The sequence below is a fragment of the Terriglobus tenax genome (assembly GCF_025685395.1).
In the GTDB taxonomy this organism is placed as follows: Bacteria; Acidobacteriota; Terriglobia; order Terriglobales; family Acidobacteriaceae; genus Terriglobus; species Terriglobus tenax.
Window position 1 is genome coordinate 955,513 of record NZ_JAGSYA010000004.1, and the last position, 18,722, is coordinate 974,234.

An 18,722-nucleotide genomic window follows, 5' to 3' on the forward strand; every position below is an offset into this window, starting at 1 on the left:
CGGCGGCTTTCTGGGTTACGGGTTAGAACTCGATGCGAGCAGCGAGCTGCAGCGCACGGTTGGTTGCAGAAGAACTGTCTACAACCATCGTTCCGTAGCTGGCGGTACCGAATGTGTTCAGCACAGCGTTGGACTGGCTGTACACAAAGCGGGTGTGATTGGTCACGTTGAAGTAGTCCGCTTCGATGACCAGCTTGTTGGTTTCAAGCGGACCGGCCTTCGGCAGATTGATGGCGCGACGCAGGCTCATATCCAGGCGGTAGTTGCCCGGCTGGAACAGACCTGAGTACGGAGCCGTACGAGCGATCGTGCTGAAGCGGTAGTCATACTGCGCCTGGTTGCCAGCGTAAGGAACGAACGCATTCGCATCCAGGAACTGCTTGGCTCCCACTTCTGTGGCCAGATGCGGACGATTGCTGCCATTGTTCAGACGGCCATTGCCCACATAGTTCGGATTCGCCTGCGGATAGCAGACATTCTGCGACGGGTTGATGTTGCAGGAGTTCATCGTGACCGACATCGGAGCGCCTGAGAATGCATTGAAGATTCCCGAGACCTTCCATCCGCCAATCAGCTGGCGGACAAACGGATTGCTTCCGCCAAGCTCGCCCTTACCGAACGGCAGGTCATACGCGCCGGTGACAACGAACTTGTGACGTTGATCGCCGAGCGACAGGCTCTTATCCAGAGAACGGGCCGCATGGAACTTGCCATCGCTGGCATAAGCAGCCGGCAGGTCGTAGCCAACACGGAAGGTTCCGTTGTTGTCGATCGAACGTGCCCACTGGTAGTTGGTCATGAACGTAAGACCATTGGTCAGACGCTTGGTGACATAGGCCTGGAAGGCATGGAAGCGGGTGTTACCCACAAAGCCATAGGCATCACTGATGCTGCCGTACTGCGGGAACGGCTTCAGAGCCTGGGCAATCGAGGGGTTAGCAGAACCACCGAAGCTGGCGTAAGGCAGGGAGACTCCCGCCGTTGCCAGGTTAGCCGGCGTCGCTTGTGCATTCAACAGCGAACCCAGTGCAAGGTAACGCGGGTCCACCTGGTTGGAGATGGCACCGCGAGCGTTCAGGCTGTCCGGCTGCAGGAAGTGGCCCTGCGATCCGACGTAGCTCAGCGTCATCGTCGTGCTCGGCGTCAGCTCGCGCTGAATACCGAAGTTCCAGTTGATGAACTGCGGCGCACGGCCACCGTAATTCGGATCGGCGTACGAAGGTGTCTGCGACGAGGCCGATGAAAGCGTCGTGTAGAACGTACCGATCGACGGATCAAGATTCGGCGGAGCGCTGTAGGACGGATAGGCCGTGTCCAGCTTCCAATACTGCGATCCAACCTGGCCTGCGGCAGGAGCTGCAAAGACCGTGGAGGGGCTCACGCTGTAGCCCTGCAGGCCAATGCCCTGCCGGGAGGTGGCGCTGCCGCCATTCGCGTTGCCATGCGTATAGATCACGCTGTAGCTGCCACGAACCACCGTTTTCGGATCCAGCTGGTAGGCAAAGCCCACACGCGGGCTGAAACCCTTGAAGTAGTCGTTGACCGGGCTGTTACAGTTGCAACGTCCCGCGCCGTATCCGCCGAAGGCCACCGCTCCGCGAGCGCCAACCAGAGGATTGGTTGCATTCGGGTCAAAGTACGAAAAGCGGTTCTGTACTTCACGATAGCTGGGGAAATAGTCGAAACGCACGCCAATATCCAGCGTCAGCTTCGGGGTGATCTTCCAGTTGTCCTGCACATAACCAGACACGGGACGGAAACGAGCGCCTGTCTCAGGCACCGACGACAACGTAAACGTGCCGCTGTTAACCGCACCAGCCAGGAAGCTGGCATACGCCTGACCCGTTGTTCCGACCGTCGCCGTACCGGTGTAGCCGGCCGTCGAGGTCGCGTTGAAGGTCAGCTGCAGCGGATTCACACCCGTCGCATTGTTCAGGAAGTTGTACTGCATCCAGGCAATCTGACCGCCAAAGGTGAAGTTATGGTTGCCCTTGGTGTACTGCAGGTTGTCGACCAGGACAAAGCCGTTTGCCACGGGACGATTGCTTGAGTAGCCCGCCCAGCGGTTGATGTTGGTGTTACCCGAGAAGGTCACCGTCGGGAACGAGGTGGAAGCCTGTCCGCTCGGAAGACCCGAAATGCCATTTGCCGCTGCTCCCCAGGTGCTGCTGATGCTCTGGTTGAAGCCAGGACCGTCATAACGGCCAAACGCATAGTGAACCTGGTTCGTGATGCGCGACGTAATCGCATAGGTATGCTCAAAGATGAACACCTTCGTCTTCGGCGCAAACTGCTGTGACGAGATGTACGGTGCTGGCATACCGTTGGAGGTGGACGAGATGCTGACCGCGGCCGGAGCCGTGGTTGCCTGACGGCCCCACGCCAGCACGACCGACAACGCCTGCTTGTTGTTGATCGTGTAGTCGATACGGTTGGTCGTCGTCCAGTTGTTCAGACCGGTCTTGTAGTTCACCAGGTAGTTATTGTTGACGTTGCTGTTGGTCGGAGCCGGCAGATACGACTGCAGGTTGCGCGCAACCTGCGACTGGCGCGAGACCGGGATAATGTTGTTGGCAAACACGGTGCGCTGGTAGTTATTGCCCACCAGGCGAGTCGTATCCGGATCGTAGATGCAGCCAGCGATTACAGAGGTTGATCCGGCAACGCAGCTCGCCGGATTGGTCAGCAGCTCGCCAAAGTCGCCCTGGCGCATACGTGCTGTCGGCGCCGTCATCTGCTGGAAAGGAACCTGGCGCGAGAAGCGGTAGCCCTCATAGCCGCCAAAGACAAACAGCTTATCCTTGATAATCGGCAAGCCAAGGAACATGCCGTACTCATGCTGATGCTCGGTCGGCTTCTGCAGGCGGCCCGTCAGCGGGTTGGTCGCCTTCTGGAAGCCCCAGGTATCCAGCGCGGTGTCACGGAAGTAGTCATAGATCGATCCGTGAATGCTGTTCGTACCACGCTTTACAACGTAGTTCTGGACGCCCTGTCCTTCGTAGATTGACGAGTAGCCAACCGTCTGCACCTGGAACTGCTCAATGGCGTCTACCGCCATCGATGTCCATACAAAGCGGGGATCGCCTTCGCCAGCCGCCGAGGTGATCGGCACACCATTGATGTAAATCGCCGAAACAGCACCACGGCTGCCCGAACCATTCACAACACCAGCATTGGTGGTCTGGTTGCCGTTGGTCGTCTGCGAGCTTACACCCGGCAGCAACGAGGCAAAGTCGGTGGCGCGGCGCTGACCGCCGCCATCCTGAATCAGAGGCAGGGCAGCATACTGCTCCTGCTCGATCGTGACACCGAGCGTTGCGTTGGACGTTTCAAGTGTCGGAGGCGCGTCGGATACCGTTACCTGTTCCGTCGTCTCGCCCGTGGGCAAAGTTACGTCGACTGAAAAGGTCTGCAGAGCATTGACGTTGACATTCTCCTGCGTCACGGTCTTGAAGCCAGGCATGGAAACCGTGATCGTGTATTTGCCTGGGTCCAGAGAAAAGGTGTAGTCGCCAGCCCCGGAACTCTTGGCTGTGAGCTTCTTATTGGTGCCGTTGTCGGTGATCGTGACATCAGCACCCGGAACAACCGCGCCGGTAGTGTCGACGATGCGACCGTTGATCGACCCCTTACCAGCAAGCTGAGCGCTGGCAGAAACCGACAACGCTGCAGCCAGTGCCAGCGGCGTCGCGTATCGAACGACTCCTCTGGTCAGACCAGCTGCAAGTGCCAGTCGAGAGATGGAAGAGCGAAACGTCATTGGTGACTCCTCAAAAATTAACTCGCGGATATAAATAGACCGCAATATCACCGTGCGCATAGCTTCGCGCTGCGGCTTGGTCTCAGATTTCGAGAACGATGCGAATGTTACGCTCCGGAAAACACGACAGTCAAATGGAGTTTTCAAAATTAAAACGGTTCGGATAAGCCATCGAATGCCCTCCTTAAAACGGAATAAATATCCAAAAATCTGGAAATTGAAGCGTTTCGATAAACGCCCGTTTCTCATGGCTCGGAATTCGCTTTTTCATCACTGAAAACCGCCTCGTTTCCTGCTGCATCCAGAACCCTTTTATCCAGAAAAATCCGGAGGCTGGGATCACTCCCCGCCTCCGGATCCGGAACCTTTCTGAATTCTTTACAGAAATAATTTCAATAGCGTAATGGTCTGACCAATACCTAACGCGCCAGCTTACGGAGCCGCCCAATCGCGCCAACCGGATCCCACTTGTCCGTTCCCGCCAACAGGCCCCGGGGAGTCAGCGACTTCTCCTCTGCCCGGGTGAGAGGCGGATAGTTGACGACGCGCTGGCCACCGTTCACTCCCGGTCCGTGCGACTTGTATTCGCGGTAGGTGCTGTTCTTCAGACGGCCACCCCACTCGGACCACCCATCGGCGGCAAGCTTCTGCTGAATGTCGGTGTCGTAGAACAGGACCGTGGAATATGTCCGCCACGGCCGCCCAAGGATGACCTTATCGCCCACGTCCTGCCCGGTGATGCGGCAGTGCAGGAAGTAGTAGCCCGAGTCCTCCTCCGGAAACTGCCGGCTCTGCGCCGTCACCATCACCGTGTCATGGTGGCGCGAGTGCAGCTCGCAGTTCTCAAAGACCGCCTTGGCGTCGCCAAAGATATAGTCCACGTGCCCCTCGATATAGCAATCGCGGAAGTACTGCCGCGAGCCCTGGCAGGCGGCTCGTCCCGGCGGCGGGGCGCTGCCGTCCTTCGGCAGGTTGTCATGGCAGGTGCGGCTGTTGGCGTAGAGCGTGTCCTGCGCGCCCAGCAGGCGCACACGGTCCAGCACCGCCTTGTCCGAGCTCATCAGCAGTGCGACGGCTTGCGAACCCTCACCCGGAAAACGCTCGTGCTCCAGCTCAAAGGTGTTCTCGATGGTCAGGTTCTCGGCGGCAAAGCCGTCGGCGTCCACGCTTACGCTGCCGCTCTTACCGGTGCCTCCGGCAGACTTCGCCGAGTCGTTCCAACTCAGCACCACATCCTGCGGCTGCTTGCCCGTGCCGATCAGATGGATGTTCGGTTTGCTGATGTGAATCTTCTCGCGGTACTTGCCCGGAGCGATGCGCAGGATCGCGCCTTCAGCCGGCGCGTGGTCCACGGCCTCCTGAATCGTGTGGAAGTCAGCACTTCCCTGCGGCGCCACGGTAATCGCCTTCAAAGAATCGGCGGCAACAGCGGGCAGCGTACAGACAGCAGCAGAAAGCAGCAACGTGGCAAAGCAACGTAGCGTCACAAAACACTCCTTCAGTTGTAATGAAACAGATCTCTAGTGACCGTCCGTGGGCGCGGCCTGTTGCAGAACGGGCGTCGCTCCCTCAGGCAGCCCCTTCACATTCGGCCCAAGCTCTACCTGCGTGCGGATGACGTTGTCGGCCACCATGCGGCCAAACAGCGCCTTGCCCTTGTCATTCAGGTGAGTACGGTCGGGCTTTACTTCCGTGCCGTTCTCCGCCCTGGCGTCAGGGTGCGTGGTGGCGTTGTATGCATCCGCCTCGGCCTGTGTCTTCATAGACAGGTAGTGCTGTGACAGGCTGAACAGGTCCAGGAAGGTAACCTTCTCCTCCGCGGCAACCTTACGTACGGAGGCGGCGTAGTCCTCAAGGCCGTCCTTCACCAGCTTGCCGTCCTTATAGTTGCGCCGCGAAAGCGGGCTGACCAGGATCGGAATGCCGCCGATTGCACGCACTTCCTTAATGAAGCGGCGCAGGTTGTCGGCATACAGACCGTCGGCGTCCGCGTGGCGCTTGGGGTCGGGCTTCTGGTCATTGTGGCCAAACTGGATGAAGTAGTACTGCCCTTTCTCATCGATCGACTTCTTCCACCAGCCTTCGTCGATAAAGCTGACCGTACTGCGGCCGTTCTGCGCCAGGTCCACACAGGTGACGTTCGGTGTCAGCGTGGCGCAGAAGCCCGGCCCCCAGCCACCTTCCAGAGCCGTGGTCGAGTCGCCGGTCAGGACGATCTTAAAGGGCTTGCCTTCGATGACATCCATCGCCAGTTTGCCCTGCGGCGGCAGCTCGGCGGCCTTCGGCAGCACATACTTCTTCAGCGCCGGAACGGCTTTGCCCAGATCGGCGGCAACCATGCGGCCAAAAATATAGCTTCCCTGCCAGTCCAGATGCGTCTTGTCCGGAACAGTGTTGCCGTCCTTGTCCTTCTTGGTAATGCCGAGCTTGTTGCCTTCCTGCTCGCCAATCTTATCCAGATAGGCAATGCTCTCAGTCTGCAGGTCAATCAGCGGCACCTTCATCTCGCTGGCCACCTTCTTCATGGTGGCGGCGTGAGCCAGCAGGTCACTATGGATCTTGCCGTCCTTCTCAAAGTAACGACGTGTCAGCGGAGTCACGAGCACCGGCTTGATGCCTTGCGCTCGTGCCTCCTCCACCATGCGGCGCAGGTTAGCTTCATACTCGGCCATGGTCACCTGGCGGGCAAGGTGCTCAGCGCTCTCCATATCGTTATGGCCGAACTGGATGAGCATGTAGTCGGGCCTGGTGCTCAGCGCGCGGTCCCACAAACCCATCTCACGATAGGTCTTGGTGCTGGCGCCGCCTTTGGCCATGTTCAGGCAATCCACCTTCTCTGAAAGGTTGGCGCAGAAGCCGCGACCATAGCCGGCGTTGTCGGTCTGCGTCGAATCACCGATCAGGTCGATGCGCACCGTGGTTCCGGCGCGGCGCTGTGCCGGATGATCGCCAACATACGCGTCTTCCGCAACCGCACCCGCGGCAGCGGCACACAGCAACAACGCACCCACATTCTTCGCGACAAACCGCATCGTCATCTCCCCTAATCCTGGTACGGAACAAACTTGTTGTCGCAGCTGAAGCCCGACTTCACTGAGGGAATCGGCGTAGGTGTGCTGGTCACGCTCGTTCCGGTAAAGGTAAAGTTTGCGCCCTTCGCGCCCACAGTCACACTGGCATTACGAGCCCGTACCTGCTCGGGTTTCACACCGCGAACTTCCACGCCATCCAGCGTCAACTCGGTCGCACGCTCAGCGTTCAGACCAGCCACCTGCACAATGCCCGGCGTCAAGCTGAGGAAGTTTTCAATGCGGATGCCCTTGTAGTCCGGCGTCAGCGGTCCCTTCAATCCAAGATCTTCAATGCCGTCGGTCGTCTGGCCGTTGTAGAAGGGGCTGATGGAGATGGGCACCTCGACATCCCGCAGGCACAGGTTGCGATAGACCACGTTGCGCACCACGCCGCCGCGCTGCACATTGCTCTTGATGCGGACGCCGCTGGTGGTGTGGTCCAGCGTCAGCGTGTCTACGTAGATGTCACTTTCGTCGCGCGCTTCCGAGCCCATCGACATGCCATGACCGCTGTAAAAATGATTGTCCAGCACGCTCATGTGGTGAACACCAGCCTTGATGGCGATATTGTCGTCGCCGTTGTCGATCCAGCTCTTCGTCACGGTCACATTCTGCGAGCTGCCTGGGTCAATGCCATCCGTATTACGCGCATCGGTCCCACGCACGGTGGGCGTCAGCAGGTGCACGCCCCACGCGGTAAAGCCGTCGGTGTTGCTGACCGTCACATGGAAATTGGGCGAGTTGTGCAGGCGCACCTTGTACAGGATCAGGCCGTCTGCATGATTTGCGACCACGAGCCGTGGCGCGGAGTACTTCGTGTTCGTCGGCTCAGCCGCGCGCGACTGCTGCCACCAGGTATAGCTCTTGCCAATCAGCTGGCTGCCGCCACGGCCATCAATCGCGCCTTCGCCCATAATGGCCGCGTTCTTCACATCCTTCACACTGATCAGCGGCCGGCAGGCGCTGCTTTCGGGTCCGGAGGTACCGCACCCGCCGGGCTTGGTGTCATACAACTTCGGGTCGCGTGATCCATACAGCGTGACACCCTTCTCGATCAGCAGAGTAACGCCTGCACGCATTTCCAGAGGGCCGCTCAGAAAGGCGTTGTTCCCCCCGCTTGCACGCAACGCTACAGCCTTGCCCGCGCCGCAGCTATCCAGAGCCTTCTGAATGCGTTCGGAGTCGAGCTTCTGCTCGTCCTGCTCGCGCAGGGCGTTGTTCTCCGCACGCAGCTCGGACTTCAGCACCGTGCACGCCTTTGGGATAACAGGTTCAACAACATGGCGGGTGTCCTGGGCTGCGGCGGCGAGGCTTAACAATGCGAACGGAAGGGCAAAAACGGCAGAACGAGTCACGGAACTCCACTTCAAAGCCAGAGGGATGCACCAGAGGTGCTCGCCTGAACTATATGGAGCGGAGTTAATTCGCGTCAAATACAAATCAAAACGTTTCAATAGCGGAAACATTTATGTGCCGGGCTGGCGGTAGTGCGCCTGCGCCGCCAATCTACGCTCCTCTCCGCGCGGATCGCTGGCGACCAGAGGCTTTGTCTCCCACATCATGGTGAAACGCTTCGATAGGTCGTAGGAGGGCCACTGCGGGATCGCCCGATTGTTCGGATTGCCGGTTTTTGCATAGGTGATCAGCGTCTGGCTCATGGCCTCCGCCAGAGGCTGGGCGCGGCGAATTTCGTCCTTTGTGGCGCCGATCATGCCCGGAGAGAGCGCTAAATTGTCGAAAAAGAACGGAATATCGAGCGTATGTGGCGCTTTAAACTTGCCACCCGCCACCGGCGACGGCCAGTTCATCTGGTAGACCCAGGTACGGTTGGATGCGGGACTCTGGGCGCGGCGCTCCGCCTCGATCACCTGTCCCGGCCACGAACGGAAGGCTGTCGCGGCGGCAAAAAAGACGTCCGCCGGAGAGTACAGCGGATACCAGCCGCGATATTTCGTGACCACATCCTTCGGGTCCATGCCGCCGAGGAAGCTGCCGACGTTCTTTTGAAGCGCGGCTGGCAAGTCCTCCCAGGTGATTGAAAACAAAGCTGGCTGCCCACCGCCGATCAGGCCGCGGGTCTCGTCATGGGTGTTGCCAAGGATCATCGGCACGTCGTTCGAGAGCGGCGGAGCGTCCGGGTCGAACGGATCGCGCGGCAGCGCTCCGCCATCCACTACCGGGAGCCACGCGCCACTGACACGGGCGGCGTCTTCCAGGGTTTCGAGCGGCAATGCGTCCAGCTTCTGCCGCAACTCCGTGCCGGAGACATCCTGCAAGCCGAGTTTTGCCAGGAACTGACGAGACCGATCGGTCGCAATTTTCTTCGGGGCCGCCGTCACCTGCTGGCCGCTCATGCTCATCACGCGATGGAAGAGACCGTGTGCGGCGGGCATGGCCATCAGGGTGGCGCACTTGGCTCCGCCGCCGGACTGTCCCCAGATAGTGACGCGATTGGGATCGCCGCCAAACGAGGCGATGTTGTCCTTCACCCAGCGCAAGGCCAGCACCAGATCCAGCATGCCAGCGTTGCCGGAATCGGCATAGGCAGGATCGTTCGTCAGCTCCGCCAGGTAGAGATAGCCGAAGGCGTTGAGGCGATGGTTCACCGTGACCACGACGACATCGCCACGCTTCGCCAGCCGTGTGCCATCGTAGAGAGCGGCGTTGACCGTACCGCCGTTGTAGGCTCCGCCATGGATGTAGAAGAGCACCGGGCGCTTCTTATGACCAGCGCGCGAAGGCGACGGTGTCCACACATTCAGGTGCAGGCAGTCTTCGCTGATGGGGCCTTCATCGGGCGGAAGGTGAAAGGTGTCAGGGTTCTGCTTCGGCTCTTCCCGCCGGGCGCGGCTGCTGCCGCCAAGCTGCGGAGAACGGTCTCCCCAACGGATGCAGTCGCGAATGCCTGTCCATGCGGTGGGCGGCACAGGCGGCTGGAAGCGGCGGGTGCTGGTGTCGGCTCCGTAAGGAATGCCGAGGAAGCTGGCGATGCCGTCCTTCGTTGCACCGCGAACCTCGCCCGCGGAGGTGCGGACCACGGGCCGCGTCTCCGCAAAGGCCAACAACGAACGCGACGAGAGCATGGCCGCAGCGCCAAGCCCACCTTCCAGAAATGTACGACGACGCACCAGAACTCTCCCGTTGCTGCAATTCGCAGCAATGGGTTCATTCTTGAACGGCGATGGGCAAACCGCCAAATGACTGCATGACGGAACGGAGGGTTGCGGCGGCGGACTCCGGCGTAATGTCGCGTTGCGGAGAGCCGAGAAGCTCAAAGCCGACCATGAACTTGCGTACGGTTGCCGAGCGCAGAAGCGGCGGATAGAAGTGGGCATGCATGGTCCACTCCGGGTGCTCTTCGCCATCCGAGGGTGCGGGATGGAAGCCCATGGAATATGGGAAGGGCGTATCGAAGACGCGGTTGTAGCCCGCCGTGAGAGTATGCAGGATTGCCGCCAGACCGTCGCGCTCAGAGCTGGTGAGCGCGTCGAAGGAAGCAACGGAACGTTTGGGCAGCAACAGCGTCTCAAACGGCCATACGGCCCAGAAGGGCAGCACGACCCCCCAGGTCTCGTTCTGCGCGACGATGCGTTCCTGCTGCGCCAGCTCGGTCCGCAGATACGAAGCCAGTAACGGCTCCCCGTGCTGCGCGTAGAACTCACGCTGTGCGGCAAGCTCCAGAAGGGGCTCATTGGGGATGTGTTCGGTGGCCCAGATCTGTCCGTGCGGATGTGGATTGCTGGCGCCCATCATGGCGCCGCGGTTCTCGAAGATCTGCACGTACTGGATCTCCGGCCGTGCTCCCAGCTCCGCGGCCTGCGCCGTCCACATCTCCACCACGTTGCGAATCTTTGCGACGGGCATCGTCGCCAGTGTGAGGTCGTGACGCGGATCGAAGCAGAGCACGCGGCAGATACCGCGCTCGGTCTCAGCGCGCAGAAGGCCGGAGGGATCGAGCGACAGCGCAGCCTGCGGCACATCGGGCTTCAGCGCGGCAAAGTCATTCTCAAAGACGAAGGTGCTGTCATACTGCGGCGTGCGATCACCGTTGGCGCGGAGGTTTCCGGGGCAGAGGTAGCAGCCGGGATCATGCTGCAGAACGGCGGGCGTGGCGGGAGTTTCCGTCTGCCCCTGCCAGGGACGCTGCGTGCGGTGCGGAGAAACCACTACCCACTCGCGGCGTAAGGGGTTCCAACGGCGATGCGGCGACTGCAGCCAGAGCGCGTCCATTAGGCATTCTCCTTTGCGGCGAGTTCCACGGCGCCATCCACGGCATCGCAGAGGTAGATCTCAGGATCAATTCCGTAGCGGGCCTGGTAAGCACGGATGATCGCCCGAGAGAATGCCGGGACCTCGTCTTTCTTCACCAGGTTGACGGTGCAGCCGCCGAAGCCGCCGCCGGTGAGGCGTGCACCGAGGCAGCCGGGCTGTGCCATGGCCGTGTCCACAAGGAAGTCGATCTCTTCGCAACTGTCTTCAAACTCGTCTCTCTGGCTGATGTGCGAGGCCAGCATCAACTCGCCAAAGCGCTTCGCATCGCCCGCCATCAGGGCTTCGCGGGCAGACAAAACGCGGGCGTTCTCCGTAATCACGTGGAAGCAACGCTTGTAGGCTTCATGCGACATGTTGTCCCTGCATTGTTCCAACTGCTGCACGGTGGCATCGCCCAGATCGCGCAGGCCGGGAAAGGTTTCGCGCAGTACCTGCTGCCCTGCTTCGACACCCTTGCGGCGCGAGCCGTAGTCTCCGGTTGCCACCGAGTGCTTGACCATGGAGTTGCAGGCCACGATGCTGAGGCCGGCCAGGGCGCCTGTAGTCACCGGCACAAGCTCATAGGTGAGGTCGCGTGTTTGCAGCAGAAGAGCGTGCCCCTCTGTACCGGCGGTGACCACGAACTGGTCCATGATGCCGCAGGGGGACTCCACGAAGAGGTTCTCGGCGCGCTGACACAGAAGGGCGATCTCCGCATCGGTCATCGAGGATCCGCTCAGCCGCAGCATGGCCATGCAGGAGGCCACCTCAATGGAAGCCGAGGAGCTGAGTCCCGCACCGAGCGGCACGTTGCCACTGACCTCCATGGCAAAGGGTGGCGGAGCGATCCCCAGCTTTGCCAGCTCCTGCAGAACACCCACAGGGTAGTCGCTCCAGGTGTGGTGGCGTGTCTTCAGAGTGTGCAGGTCGCCTTCGGCCACGCCCTCGAACTGGAGGCTGCGAAAGCTGTAACGCCCATCGACAGAGGGAGAGATGCGCACCTGGGTGTAGTAGGAGATGGCGATGGGCAGCACCCATCCTCCGCTGTAGTCCGTATGTTCGCCCAGCAGATTGACGCGCGCGGGAGCACGGAAGAGGGTGGTTTGCTGGTCAGTGCTGGCGGTCATGCAGATCCTTGAAAGTGTATGGAGAAGTGTATCGTGGGAGGGAAAAAAGCCTCTTCGGTAACGTACACGAGAGGAGTTACGGATGCAAAGTTTTCGGCGCGGCTTTCGCGAACAGCCGGGGGTGAAGCTTCTTTCCATGCTGGTTTATTTCAGGACGAAGTTCCCTGCCCCTTCGTCCTGAAAGCTAAGGCTTTCCAGCGTTCCCCTTACGACATCGTTCCCCGACAAAAAACGGCAACATCCTTAGAGGAAAGAAGGTCTTCTCTCGCCGCTTGTTCTCTGCAGGGCATGCCTAGGAATCCGGCAGAAGCGAGGCTTCCTGGTCCAGTCCGTCGGCGAACAAGGAGAGATTGCTGCGCAGCACAAGGTGGGGCGCTAGGCGCGTGATGGGCGGTACCGGCTTCAAGCCCAGAACGTGGGCATACAGCATCTCGACTGCCATCTTTCCCTGCGTAAACGGACGCTGATGCAGCGAGCACAGGATGCGGTCGCTCTCAATGAGGGGGACAAGTTCCGGAAACAGGTCCGTGGTCACGATCTTCAACCTGCCCAGCAGCTTTGCCTCATCCACAGCCCGGAGAACGGGAAGGCTATTCGCCGTTCCCAGGTAGAGGCCGCCCAGGGCGGGGTGCCTGCGCAGCAGCTTCCGCGCGGCTTCATATCCCTCTTCCGGATTGTCATGCGACTCCAGCGGCGGTAGAAGGGTGAGTTGCGGTGCGTGCACGGCCAGGGACTCCGAGAAGCCACGCAGTTTTTCACCGTGATCCTGAATGCGGAGATCTCCGGCGATCATGGCGACCTTCGCCGGCTGCGGCAAAACGCGGCCCAGCAGATCGGCCGCGATGCGGCCGCTGACCGTTGCATCGGACGAGACGGAGGCAATGCGGTCCAGCAAGGGAGCATCGCTGCCGATGAACAACAGCGGCGGCGCGGAGGAGTCACGGAAGAGCGTTGAGAGACCGGAAGGATTACCCGGTGCGAGCACTACACCATCAAACTGATGCCAGCGGGCACGTTCCATGCATTCCACGTCACCATCGCCCAAACGAGGAAAGCGAAAGAACTTCAGTTCGAGCGGTGTGCCTGTCGTCAGCCGTTCGGCGGCAGCCTGCATGCCTGCCTGCATGCTGTCGAAGTAGACGGCGATCCGTTCGGGAAGAAATATGCCGAAGCGGAGTGTTCGTGAGAGCTTGAGGTTGCGCGCGGCGAAGTTGGGCTTGTAGTTCAGCTTCTTCGCCATGCGCAGAACGCTGTCGCGCGTCTGTGGACTGATGCCTGGACGGCCATGCAGGGCACGGTCTACGGTGCCGATGGAGACCCCGAGGGCTTCAGCAATTTCGCGAATTCCGTTTGGCTTGTCTGCGCTTCCGGACACCCTACCATCCTAGAGCCACAGAGTTCAGCCGCAGGGAGTAATCAGGCATTCGCCCGCGGTAAAGCGGTTGGCCGGGGCGGCTACGGAGCCAAATACCGCGTCCAGTGCGCGATGGAACGACTCGACGATATCGTCTTCATCCTGCGCGGTGAGGCAGGATGGCACGACCAGCAACTGCGTACGCTCGAACAGATCATCGGAGGCCGGACAGGCTCCGTGGGCGTAGCTGTAGACGGAATCGCGGTTCTCCGCCAGCGTCCAGGGGAAGCCGCGTTTGTCCGTGCCAGTCTTCTGCACCAGGGCGGGGATGTTGGAGTAGATGTGCATGCCGTAGTTGGCGAGCAGCACGTTGCTGGTGTCCGGCGACTTGGTCGCAATGCCATGCTGACGCATCAGCCGGTTGACCTGCCGGGCCGAATCGCGATCGGGAAAGATGGTCAGAAGGAAGCAGCTGGTGTCTCCTGCTGCATCCACGCGACGGCGGAAGCTGAGCTGCTGATGAGCGTACAGCGACTCCAGGATGCGGTTCTTGCTGCGGCGCATCCGGCTGATCGTGGTTTCCACCTTGCCCAGTTGCACCCGCAGGACGGCGGCACGCAGTTCATCGAGACGAACGCCACGTCCCCAGCTATAGGAAGCGATGTCATCCATCTGCAGATCTTCATCCAGGCCTCGGGAGTAGCCGGCATCGTGCACGGCCACCGCTTTGCGGTAAAGCCGCTCGTCGTTGGTGACAACGGCGCCGGCTTCTCCGACGGTCATGTTCTTGTTCAGCTGGAAGCTGAAGATGGCCATGTCTCCGAAGGTTCCCACGCGCTGGCCGCCGACGGTGGCTCCCACGCACTGGGCGCAGTCTTCCAGCAGGAAGATGCCGTTGCGGCGAGCTACCTCCGCCAGGCGGTGAATGTTCACCGCGCAGCCGTTCATGTGTACGGCCACGATGCCTGCTGTGCGCGGGGTGATTCTGCGCTCGACATCGCGCGGGTCCAGGCCGAAGGTGTCGTCGATCTCCGCGAGCACCGGGATCGCGCCGAGGTTCACCACGGCCGCAACGACCGATACCCACATGTAGGCGGGAACGATCACTTCGTCGCCGGGGCCAATTTTCAGGGCGCTCAGGGCGACATGCAGAGCAGAGGTTCCGCTGGTTACGGCCAGCACATGCCGCGCTTCCAGGAAGCGGGCGAACTCCTCTTCAAAGGAGGAGACCTCGTGCTGTGGATGAACGCCGTAGTAGCGATAGAGCGATTTGCTGCGAATGATGCGAATCGCGGCCTCAGCCTCGTCCTCGTCCATCGAATGGACGCCGGGGAATTCATCCGGCAATGGCCGTGTACGGATCGGCTTTTCGAGATCAAGACTCATGGCACATGCACTGGCGCGGTTTGCGTATACGAAGTTGTATGCCCGTTCGACAGCCGACGTCAATCGGATTCCACGGCATATACTGGCCATCACGAAGGAAATAGCTTCGCTTATGATGGTTCACGATATGCCGCGCATGGGGAAGGACAAAGAACGCGTTTCGAGCAGGACGCAGACCGAGTTTGCCGTGCTGCAGCTGATTCAGCGTGAACCCTCCATCTCTCGCGTGGAGCTGGCGCAGCGGCTGGGTCTGAGCACCGCCAATATTACCGGCGTGGTGGGCGGTCTGGTGGAGAAGAAGTTCCTTGTCGAGGAGATGTCTTCCGCCAAGGTTGTGGGCCGCCGCCGCATTTCGCTAACCATGCACCCCGACCTGGGTAACGTGGTTGGCGTGGATATCGGTACCTTCAACCTGCGTATCGCCATTACGGACCTGAACGGCAAGCTGCTGGGCTATCGGGAAGAAGCTACCGAGATGTGGCGCGGGCGCGAAGCCGCGCTCAATCGCTGCTTTCAACTGATCGACCAGGCACTGGCGGACGCCGGCGTTGCGCGCAGCTCGGTGCTGGGCATTGGCGTTGCCTTCTCCGGCGTGATCGATGTCGCCCGAGGCATGGTGCTCTCCTACCCGCGACTGGGCCACGCCGAACAATGGAAGAATGTGCCGCTGAAGCAGTTGGTGGAGGATTACTTTGGGATTCCCTGCCTGCTGGAGGACAGCGCGCGTGCTGTGGCCACCAGCGAATGCTTTCTGGGTGCGGGGCAGAACTTTCGCGACTTCGTGTACGTTGACGCGGGCATGGGTATCGGCGCTTCGATCTTTATCGGAGGCTCGATCTACCGTGGCTTTAATGGCAGTGCGGGCGAGTTTGGCCACATGACCGTGGATGAAAACGGGCCCCTGTGCCTGTGCGGCAATAACGGCTGCCTGGAGGCGATGGCCTCTTCCGCCACCATCATTGAGGCCGTGCGACGGGCCCTGTCCAAAGGCGTTATCTCCAAGACGCTGGAGATGGCCGGCAATGACATGGACCGCATCAGCATTGAGATTATTGCGCAGGCAGCCGAGGAGAACGACAGCCTTGCCTTCCGCGTGCTCTCAGAGGCAGCCTCGCACATTGGCGCGTCCGCGGCGGACCTGGTGAACCTGCTGAACCCCGAGGCCATCATCTTCGGCGGAGCGCTGTTCCGCGCCGCGCCGGTGCTGCTGCTGGACCAGATTCGCCGTGTCGTTCGCCAGCGTGCCATGGAAAAGGCAGTCAACGATGTGCAGTTGCTGATCTCTCCGCTGAGCACCAACGCGGGAGCAGTGGGCGCAGCCCGCCTGACAGCCGCGGCCCTGATGGAGAGCGTTCACAACCGCGGCGCGGAGACTGCTATACCCACCATGCCTCAACAGGCGGTTCACGCAGGATAGCCCGCGAGAGCGTCGCCACGGCCGCAGACAGGCCTTCGCGAATCGAGGCCAGTGCGTCCTCATGCTCAATGCTGATGACGTAGTCGTACCCCGCGAGGCGCAGCGCCGAGGCGATTCCCTTCCACTCCAGATCGCCATGGCCCCAGCCGACGCTGCGGAACAACCATGCGCGCTCCTGCATGCGGGTATAACTCTTCGCATCCAGCACGCCGGTGCGGGCTACATTGCCGGTGTTCAGGGCGACGTCCTTGGCGTGGACATGGAAGATGGCCTCGCCCAGGTAAGCAATCGCGGCCGGCAGGTCGACTCCCTGCCAGAAGAAGTGGCTGGGGTCCAGGTTGATGCCGACGGACTTGCCCGCCGTGGCGCGCAGTTGCATGGCGGTCTCCGGGTTGTAGACGCAGAAACCGGGGTGGGCTTCAATTGCGACCCTGATGCCATGGTCCGCGGCGAATGCGCCGGCGTCCTGCCAGTACGGAATCAACCGCTGTTCCCACTGCCAGGCGAGCATCTCGCTGTACTCCGGCGGCCAGGGGGTTGTGATCCAGTTAGGCTTCGTCTCTTGTGGCCCCCCTCCGGGGCAGCCGGAAAAGGTGACGACGACCGGCACTTCCAGCATCTCCGCCAAACGTACGGTCTTGCGAAAGAGGGTGTCAGCTTCGCTGGCCACGGCGGCGTCCGGGTGCAGCGGATTCCCATGGCAGGAGAAGGCGCTGATGACCAGGCCGGCGTCCTGAATCTGCCGCCTGAAGGTTGTGGCGGCGTCTTTGGAGGCGAGGCAGGCGTCCAGATCGATATGTGCGCTGCCCGGCCAGCCACCGGTGCCGACTTCGACGGCGGTAATCTCGGGATAGAGCTTCAGTTCCGCCAGCATCTGCTGCAGGCTCAGTTTTGCGAAGACCGGATTGAAGACACCAAGTCGCATGGTTTTCCCCTGAGGCTATGCTATCGCCCTGGAAGGGAGGTTTGGCGGGCCGATATATTTTGATAATTAACAATATCGAGTCAAAACGAGGCTTCTTTCGGCAGGATTCGTTTTATCTTTGACAAACCTGCGCATGGCTAGGCAGCATTTATGGCAGTCGTCCCCATCCCCCGCAGGAACCGAGGTAGAGCAGCCGATGTCATCCAACAAACGACTTACTATGGGACTGGTTGGCCCCGGATTTATTGCTCCCCACCACATTGACGCGGTGCGACGCCTGGGTGATGTTGAGGTTGTAGCCGTCGCGGGATCAAACCCGGAGACGGCCCGCAAGAAGGCCGACCTGCTGCACGTTCGCGATGCCTACGGTGATTTTCGCGAGCTGATCGCCCGGCCAGACATTGATGTGATCCACAACACCACGCCGAACCACCTGCACTTTCCGGTGAGCCTGGCAGCGCTGGAGGCGGGCAAGCATGTTGTCTCTGACAAGCCTGTGGCCATGACCAGCAAGGAAGCAGCGACCCTGCGCGCGGCGGCGGCCTCAGCCGGAGTGGTGAACGCGGTGACCTTCAACTACCGTGGCAATCCGCTGGTACAGCAGATGCGCCTGATGATTGAGCAGGACAAGATTGGCCGCCTGTTCTTCGTGCATGGGCAATACCTGCAGGACTGGATGACGGACGACCATGTGTATTCCTGGCGCTCGGACCCGGCGAAGGGCGGCGTGAGCTCAGCGCTGGCGGACATTGGCTCGCACTGGTGCGACCTGGCTCAGCATGTCTCCGGAGCTCGCATTATTGAAGTGCTGGCCGATATGACGACGATTGTGAAGACCCGCTACACCAGCGGCGCCTCCGCCGAGGCCTTCTCGCAGAACAATTCCGGGGAGAAGTATCCGGTGACGGTGGAAGGCGAGGACCTGGCCTCTGTGCTGGTGCGCTTCGACAACGGGGCACGTGGCTGCTTTACCGTGGCGCAGGTCTTGCCGGGGCATAAGAACGGCCTGGAGATTGAGCTGAATGGCCGCGCGGCCAGCCTGCGCTGGGTGCAGGAAGAGCAGAACGAGATCTGGATTGGCCACCATGACCGTCCCAACGAGACCCTGAAGAAAGACCCCAGCCTGATGCTGGCGGGAGCGGCCAGTTATGCCAGCCTGCCGGGCGGCCACCAGGAAGGCTGGCCGGATGCCTTCCGCAACATTATCGCGGACATTTATCAGTGGATCCGCACGGGCAACAAGCCAGCCACCGTCTGCACCTTTGCCGACGCCGAATACACGATGCGCGTGCTGGATGCTATGCTGGCGAGCCATGAGGCTGGTAGCGTGTGGAAGCAGGTTCAACTGATGCCCGGCGAGAGCACCGCACCATCCTTTGCGACCCACAATTCGATCTAATACGGAATCCGGAGAGACCACTTCCTGATGAA

General features: G+C 60.7%; 12 protein-coding genes. 2 read left to right on the forward strand and 10 right to left on the reverse strand.

Annotation, left to right across the window (positions count from 1 at the left end; genetic code table 11):
* Nucleotides 1-22: 22 nt before the first annotated feature.
* The 9 genes from OHL13_RS09540 to OHL13_RS09580 form a co-directional block, all read right to left on the reverse strand.
* A complete protein-coding gene (locus OHL13_RS09540; RefSeq protein WP_263409895.1) occupies nt 23-3,760 on the reverse strand; it encodes a TonB-dependent receptor in 3,738 nt (1,245 codons plus the stop codon).
* 419 nt (nt 3,761-4,179) lie between these two features.
* Entirely contained in the window at nt 4,180-5,247 is a 1,068-nt protein-coding gene (locus OHL13_RS09545) for a pectinesterase family protein (protein WP_263409896.1), read from the reverse strand.
* A gap of 33 nt (nt 5,248-5,280) precedes the next feature.
* Nucleotides 5,281-6,798 carry a GDSL-type esterase/lipase family protein gene (locus tag OHL13_RS09550; RefSeq protein ID WP_263409897.1) on the reverse strand — a complete coding sequence of 506 codons (1,518 nt, stop codon included), beginning with the start codon at nt 6,796-6,798 and terminating at the stop codon, nt 5,281-5,283.
* A gap of 5 nt (nt 6,799-6,803) precedes the next feature.
* Nucleotides 6,804-8,186, reverse strand: a complete 1,383-nt coding sequence (locus OHL13_RS09555) for a glycoside hydrolase family 28 protein (protein ID WP_263409898.1) — start codon at nt 8,184-8,186, stop codon at nt 6,804-6,806.
* Between the two features lie 111 nt (nt 8,187-8,297).
* On the reverse strand, nt 8,298-9,959 hold the full coding sequence (locus OHL13_RS09560; RefSeq protein ID WP_263409899.1) for a carboxylesterase/lipase family protein: 1,662 nt from the start codon (nt 9,957-9,959) through the stop codon (nt 8,298-8,300).
* 37 nt (nt 9,960-9,996) lie between these two features.
* Nucleotides 9,997-11,061 carry a UDP-glucose--hexose-1-phosphate uridylyltransferase gene (locus tag OHL13_RS09565; protein WP_263409900.1) on the reverse strand — a complete coding sequence of 355 codons (1,065 nt, stop codon included), beginning with the start codon at nt 11,059-11,061 and terminating at the stop codon, nt 9,997-9,999.
* Nucleotides 11,061-12,209, reverse strand: a complete 1,149-nt coding sequence (gene galK / locus OHL13_RS09570; RefSeq protein ID WP_263409901.1) for a galactokinase — start codon at nt 12,207-12,209, stop codon at nt 11,061-11,063. The genes OHL13_RS09565 and galK overlap by 1 nt, the downstream gene beginning before the upstream one ends.
* A gap of 292 nt (nt 12,210-12,501) precedes the next feature.
* Complete coding sequence (locus tag OHL13_RS09575) at nt 12,502-13,584, reverse strand: LacI family DNA-binding transcriptional regulator (RefSeq protein WP_263409902.1); 1,083 nt, start codon at nt 13,582-13,584, stop codon at nt 12,502-12,504.
* 24 nt (nt 13,585-13,608) lie between these two features.
* The gene (locus OHL13_RS09580; protein WP_263409903.1) at nt 13,609-14,949 is read right to left on the reverse strand and encodes a DegT/DnrJ/EryC1/StrS family aminotransferase; all 1,341 of its coding nucleotides are present in this window, start codon (nt 14,947-14,949) and stop codon (nt 13,609-13,611) included.
* Nucleotides 14,950-15,061: 112 nt separating this feature from the next.
* Here OHL13_RS09580 and OHL13_RS09585 point away from each other — a divergent pair, with 112 nt between their 5' ends.
* On the forward strand, nt 15,062-16,366 hold the full coding sequence (locus OHL13_RS09585) for an ROK family transcriptional regulator (protein WP_263409904.1): 1,305 nt from the start codon (nt 15,062-15,064) through the stop codon (nt 16,364-16,366).
* Here OHL13_RS09585 and OHL13_RS09590 read toward each other — a convergent pair.
* Entirely contained in the window at nt 16,326-17,291 is a 966-nt protein-coding gene (locus tag OHL13_RS09590) for a sugar phosphate isomerase/epimerase family protein (protein ID WP_263409905.1), read from the reverse strand. The genes OHL13_RS09585 and OHL13_RS09590 overlap by 41 nt on opposite strands.
* Nucleotides 17,292-17,487: 196 nt before the next feature.
* On the opposite strand from OHL13_RS09590, the gene OHL13_RS09595 reads away from it, so the two are divergent.
* Nucleotides 17,488-18,690: a Gfo/Idh/MocA family protein gene (locus OHL13_RS09595; RefSeq protein ID WP_263409906.1), complete on the forward strand. Its 1,203-nt coding sequence runs from the start codon at nt 17,488-17,490 to the stop codon at nt 18,688-18,690.
* Nucleotides 18,691-18,722: the final 32 nt, after the last annotated feature.

What these genes read in the sequence shown, in the direction of transcription:
- OHL13_RS09540 (WP_263409895.1), bottom strand. Translation starts at nt 3,760, where the DNA reads ATGACGTTTCGCTCTTCCATCTCTCGACTGGCACTTGCAGCTGGTCTG.
- OHL13_RS09550 (WP_263409897.1), bottom strand. Translation starts at nt 6,798, where the DNA reads ATGACGATGCGGTTTGTCGCGAAGAATGTGGGTGCGTTGTTGCTGTGT.
- OHL13_RS09565 (WP_263409900.1), bottom strand. Translation starts at nt 11,061, where the DNA reads ATGGACGCGCTCTGGCTGCAGTCGCCGCATCGCCGTTGGAACCCCTTA.
- galK (WP_263409901.1), bottom strand. Translation starts at nt 12,209, where the DNA reads ATGACCGCCAGCACTGACCAGCAAACCACCCTCTTCCGTGCTCCCGCG.
- OHL13_RS09580 (WP_263409903.1), bottom strand. Translation starts at nt 14,949, where the DNA reads ATGAGTCTTGATCTCGAAAAGCCGATCCGTACACGGCCATTGCCGGAT.
- OHL13_RS09585 (WP_263409904.1), top strand. Translation starts at nt 15,062, where the DNA reads ATGATGGTTCACGATATGCCGCGCATGGGGAAGGACAAAGAACGCGTT.
- OHL13_RS09590 (WP_263409905.1), bottom strand. Translation starts at nt 17,291, where the DNA reads ATGCGACTTGGTGTCTTCAATCCGGTCTTCGCAAAACTGAGCCTGCAG.
- OHL13_RS09595 (WP_263409906.1), top strand. Translation starts at nt 17,488, where the DNA reads ATGTCATCCAACAAACGACTTACTATGGGACTGGTTGGCCCCGGATTT.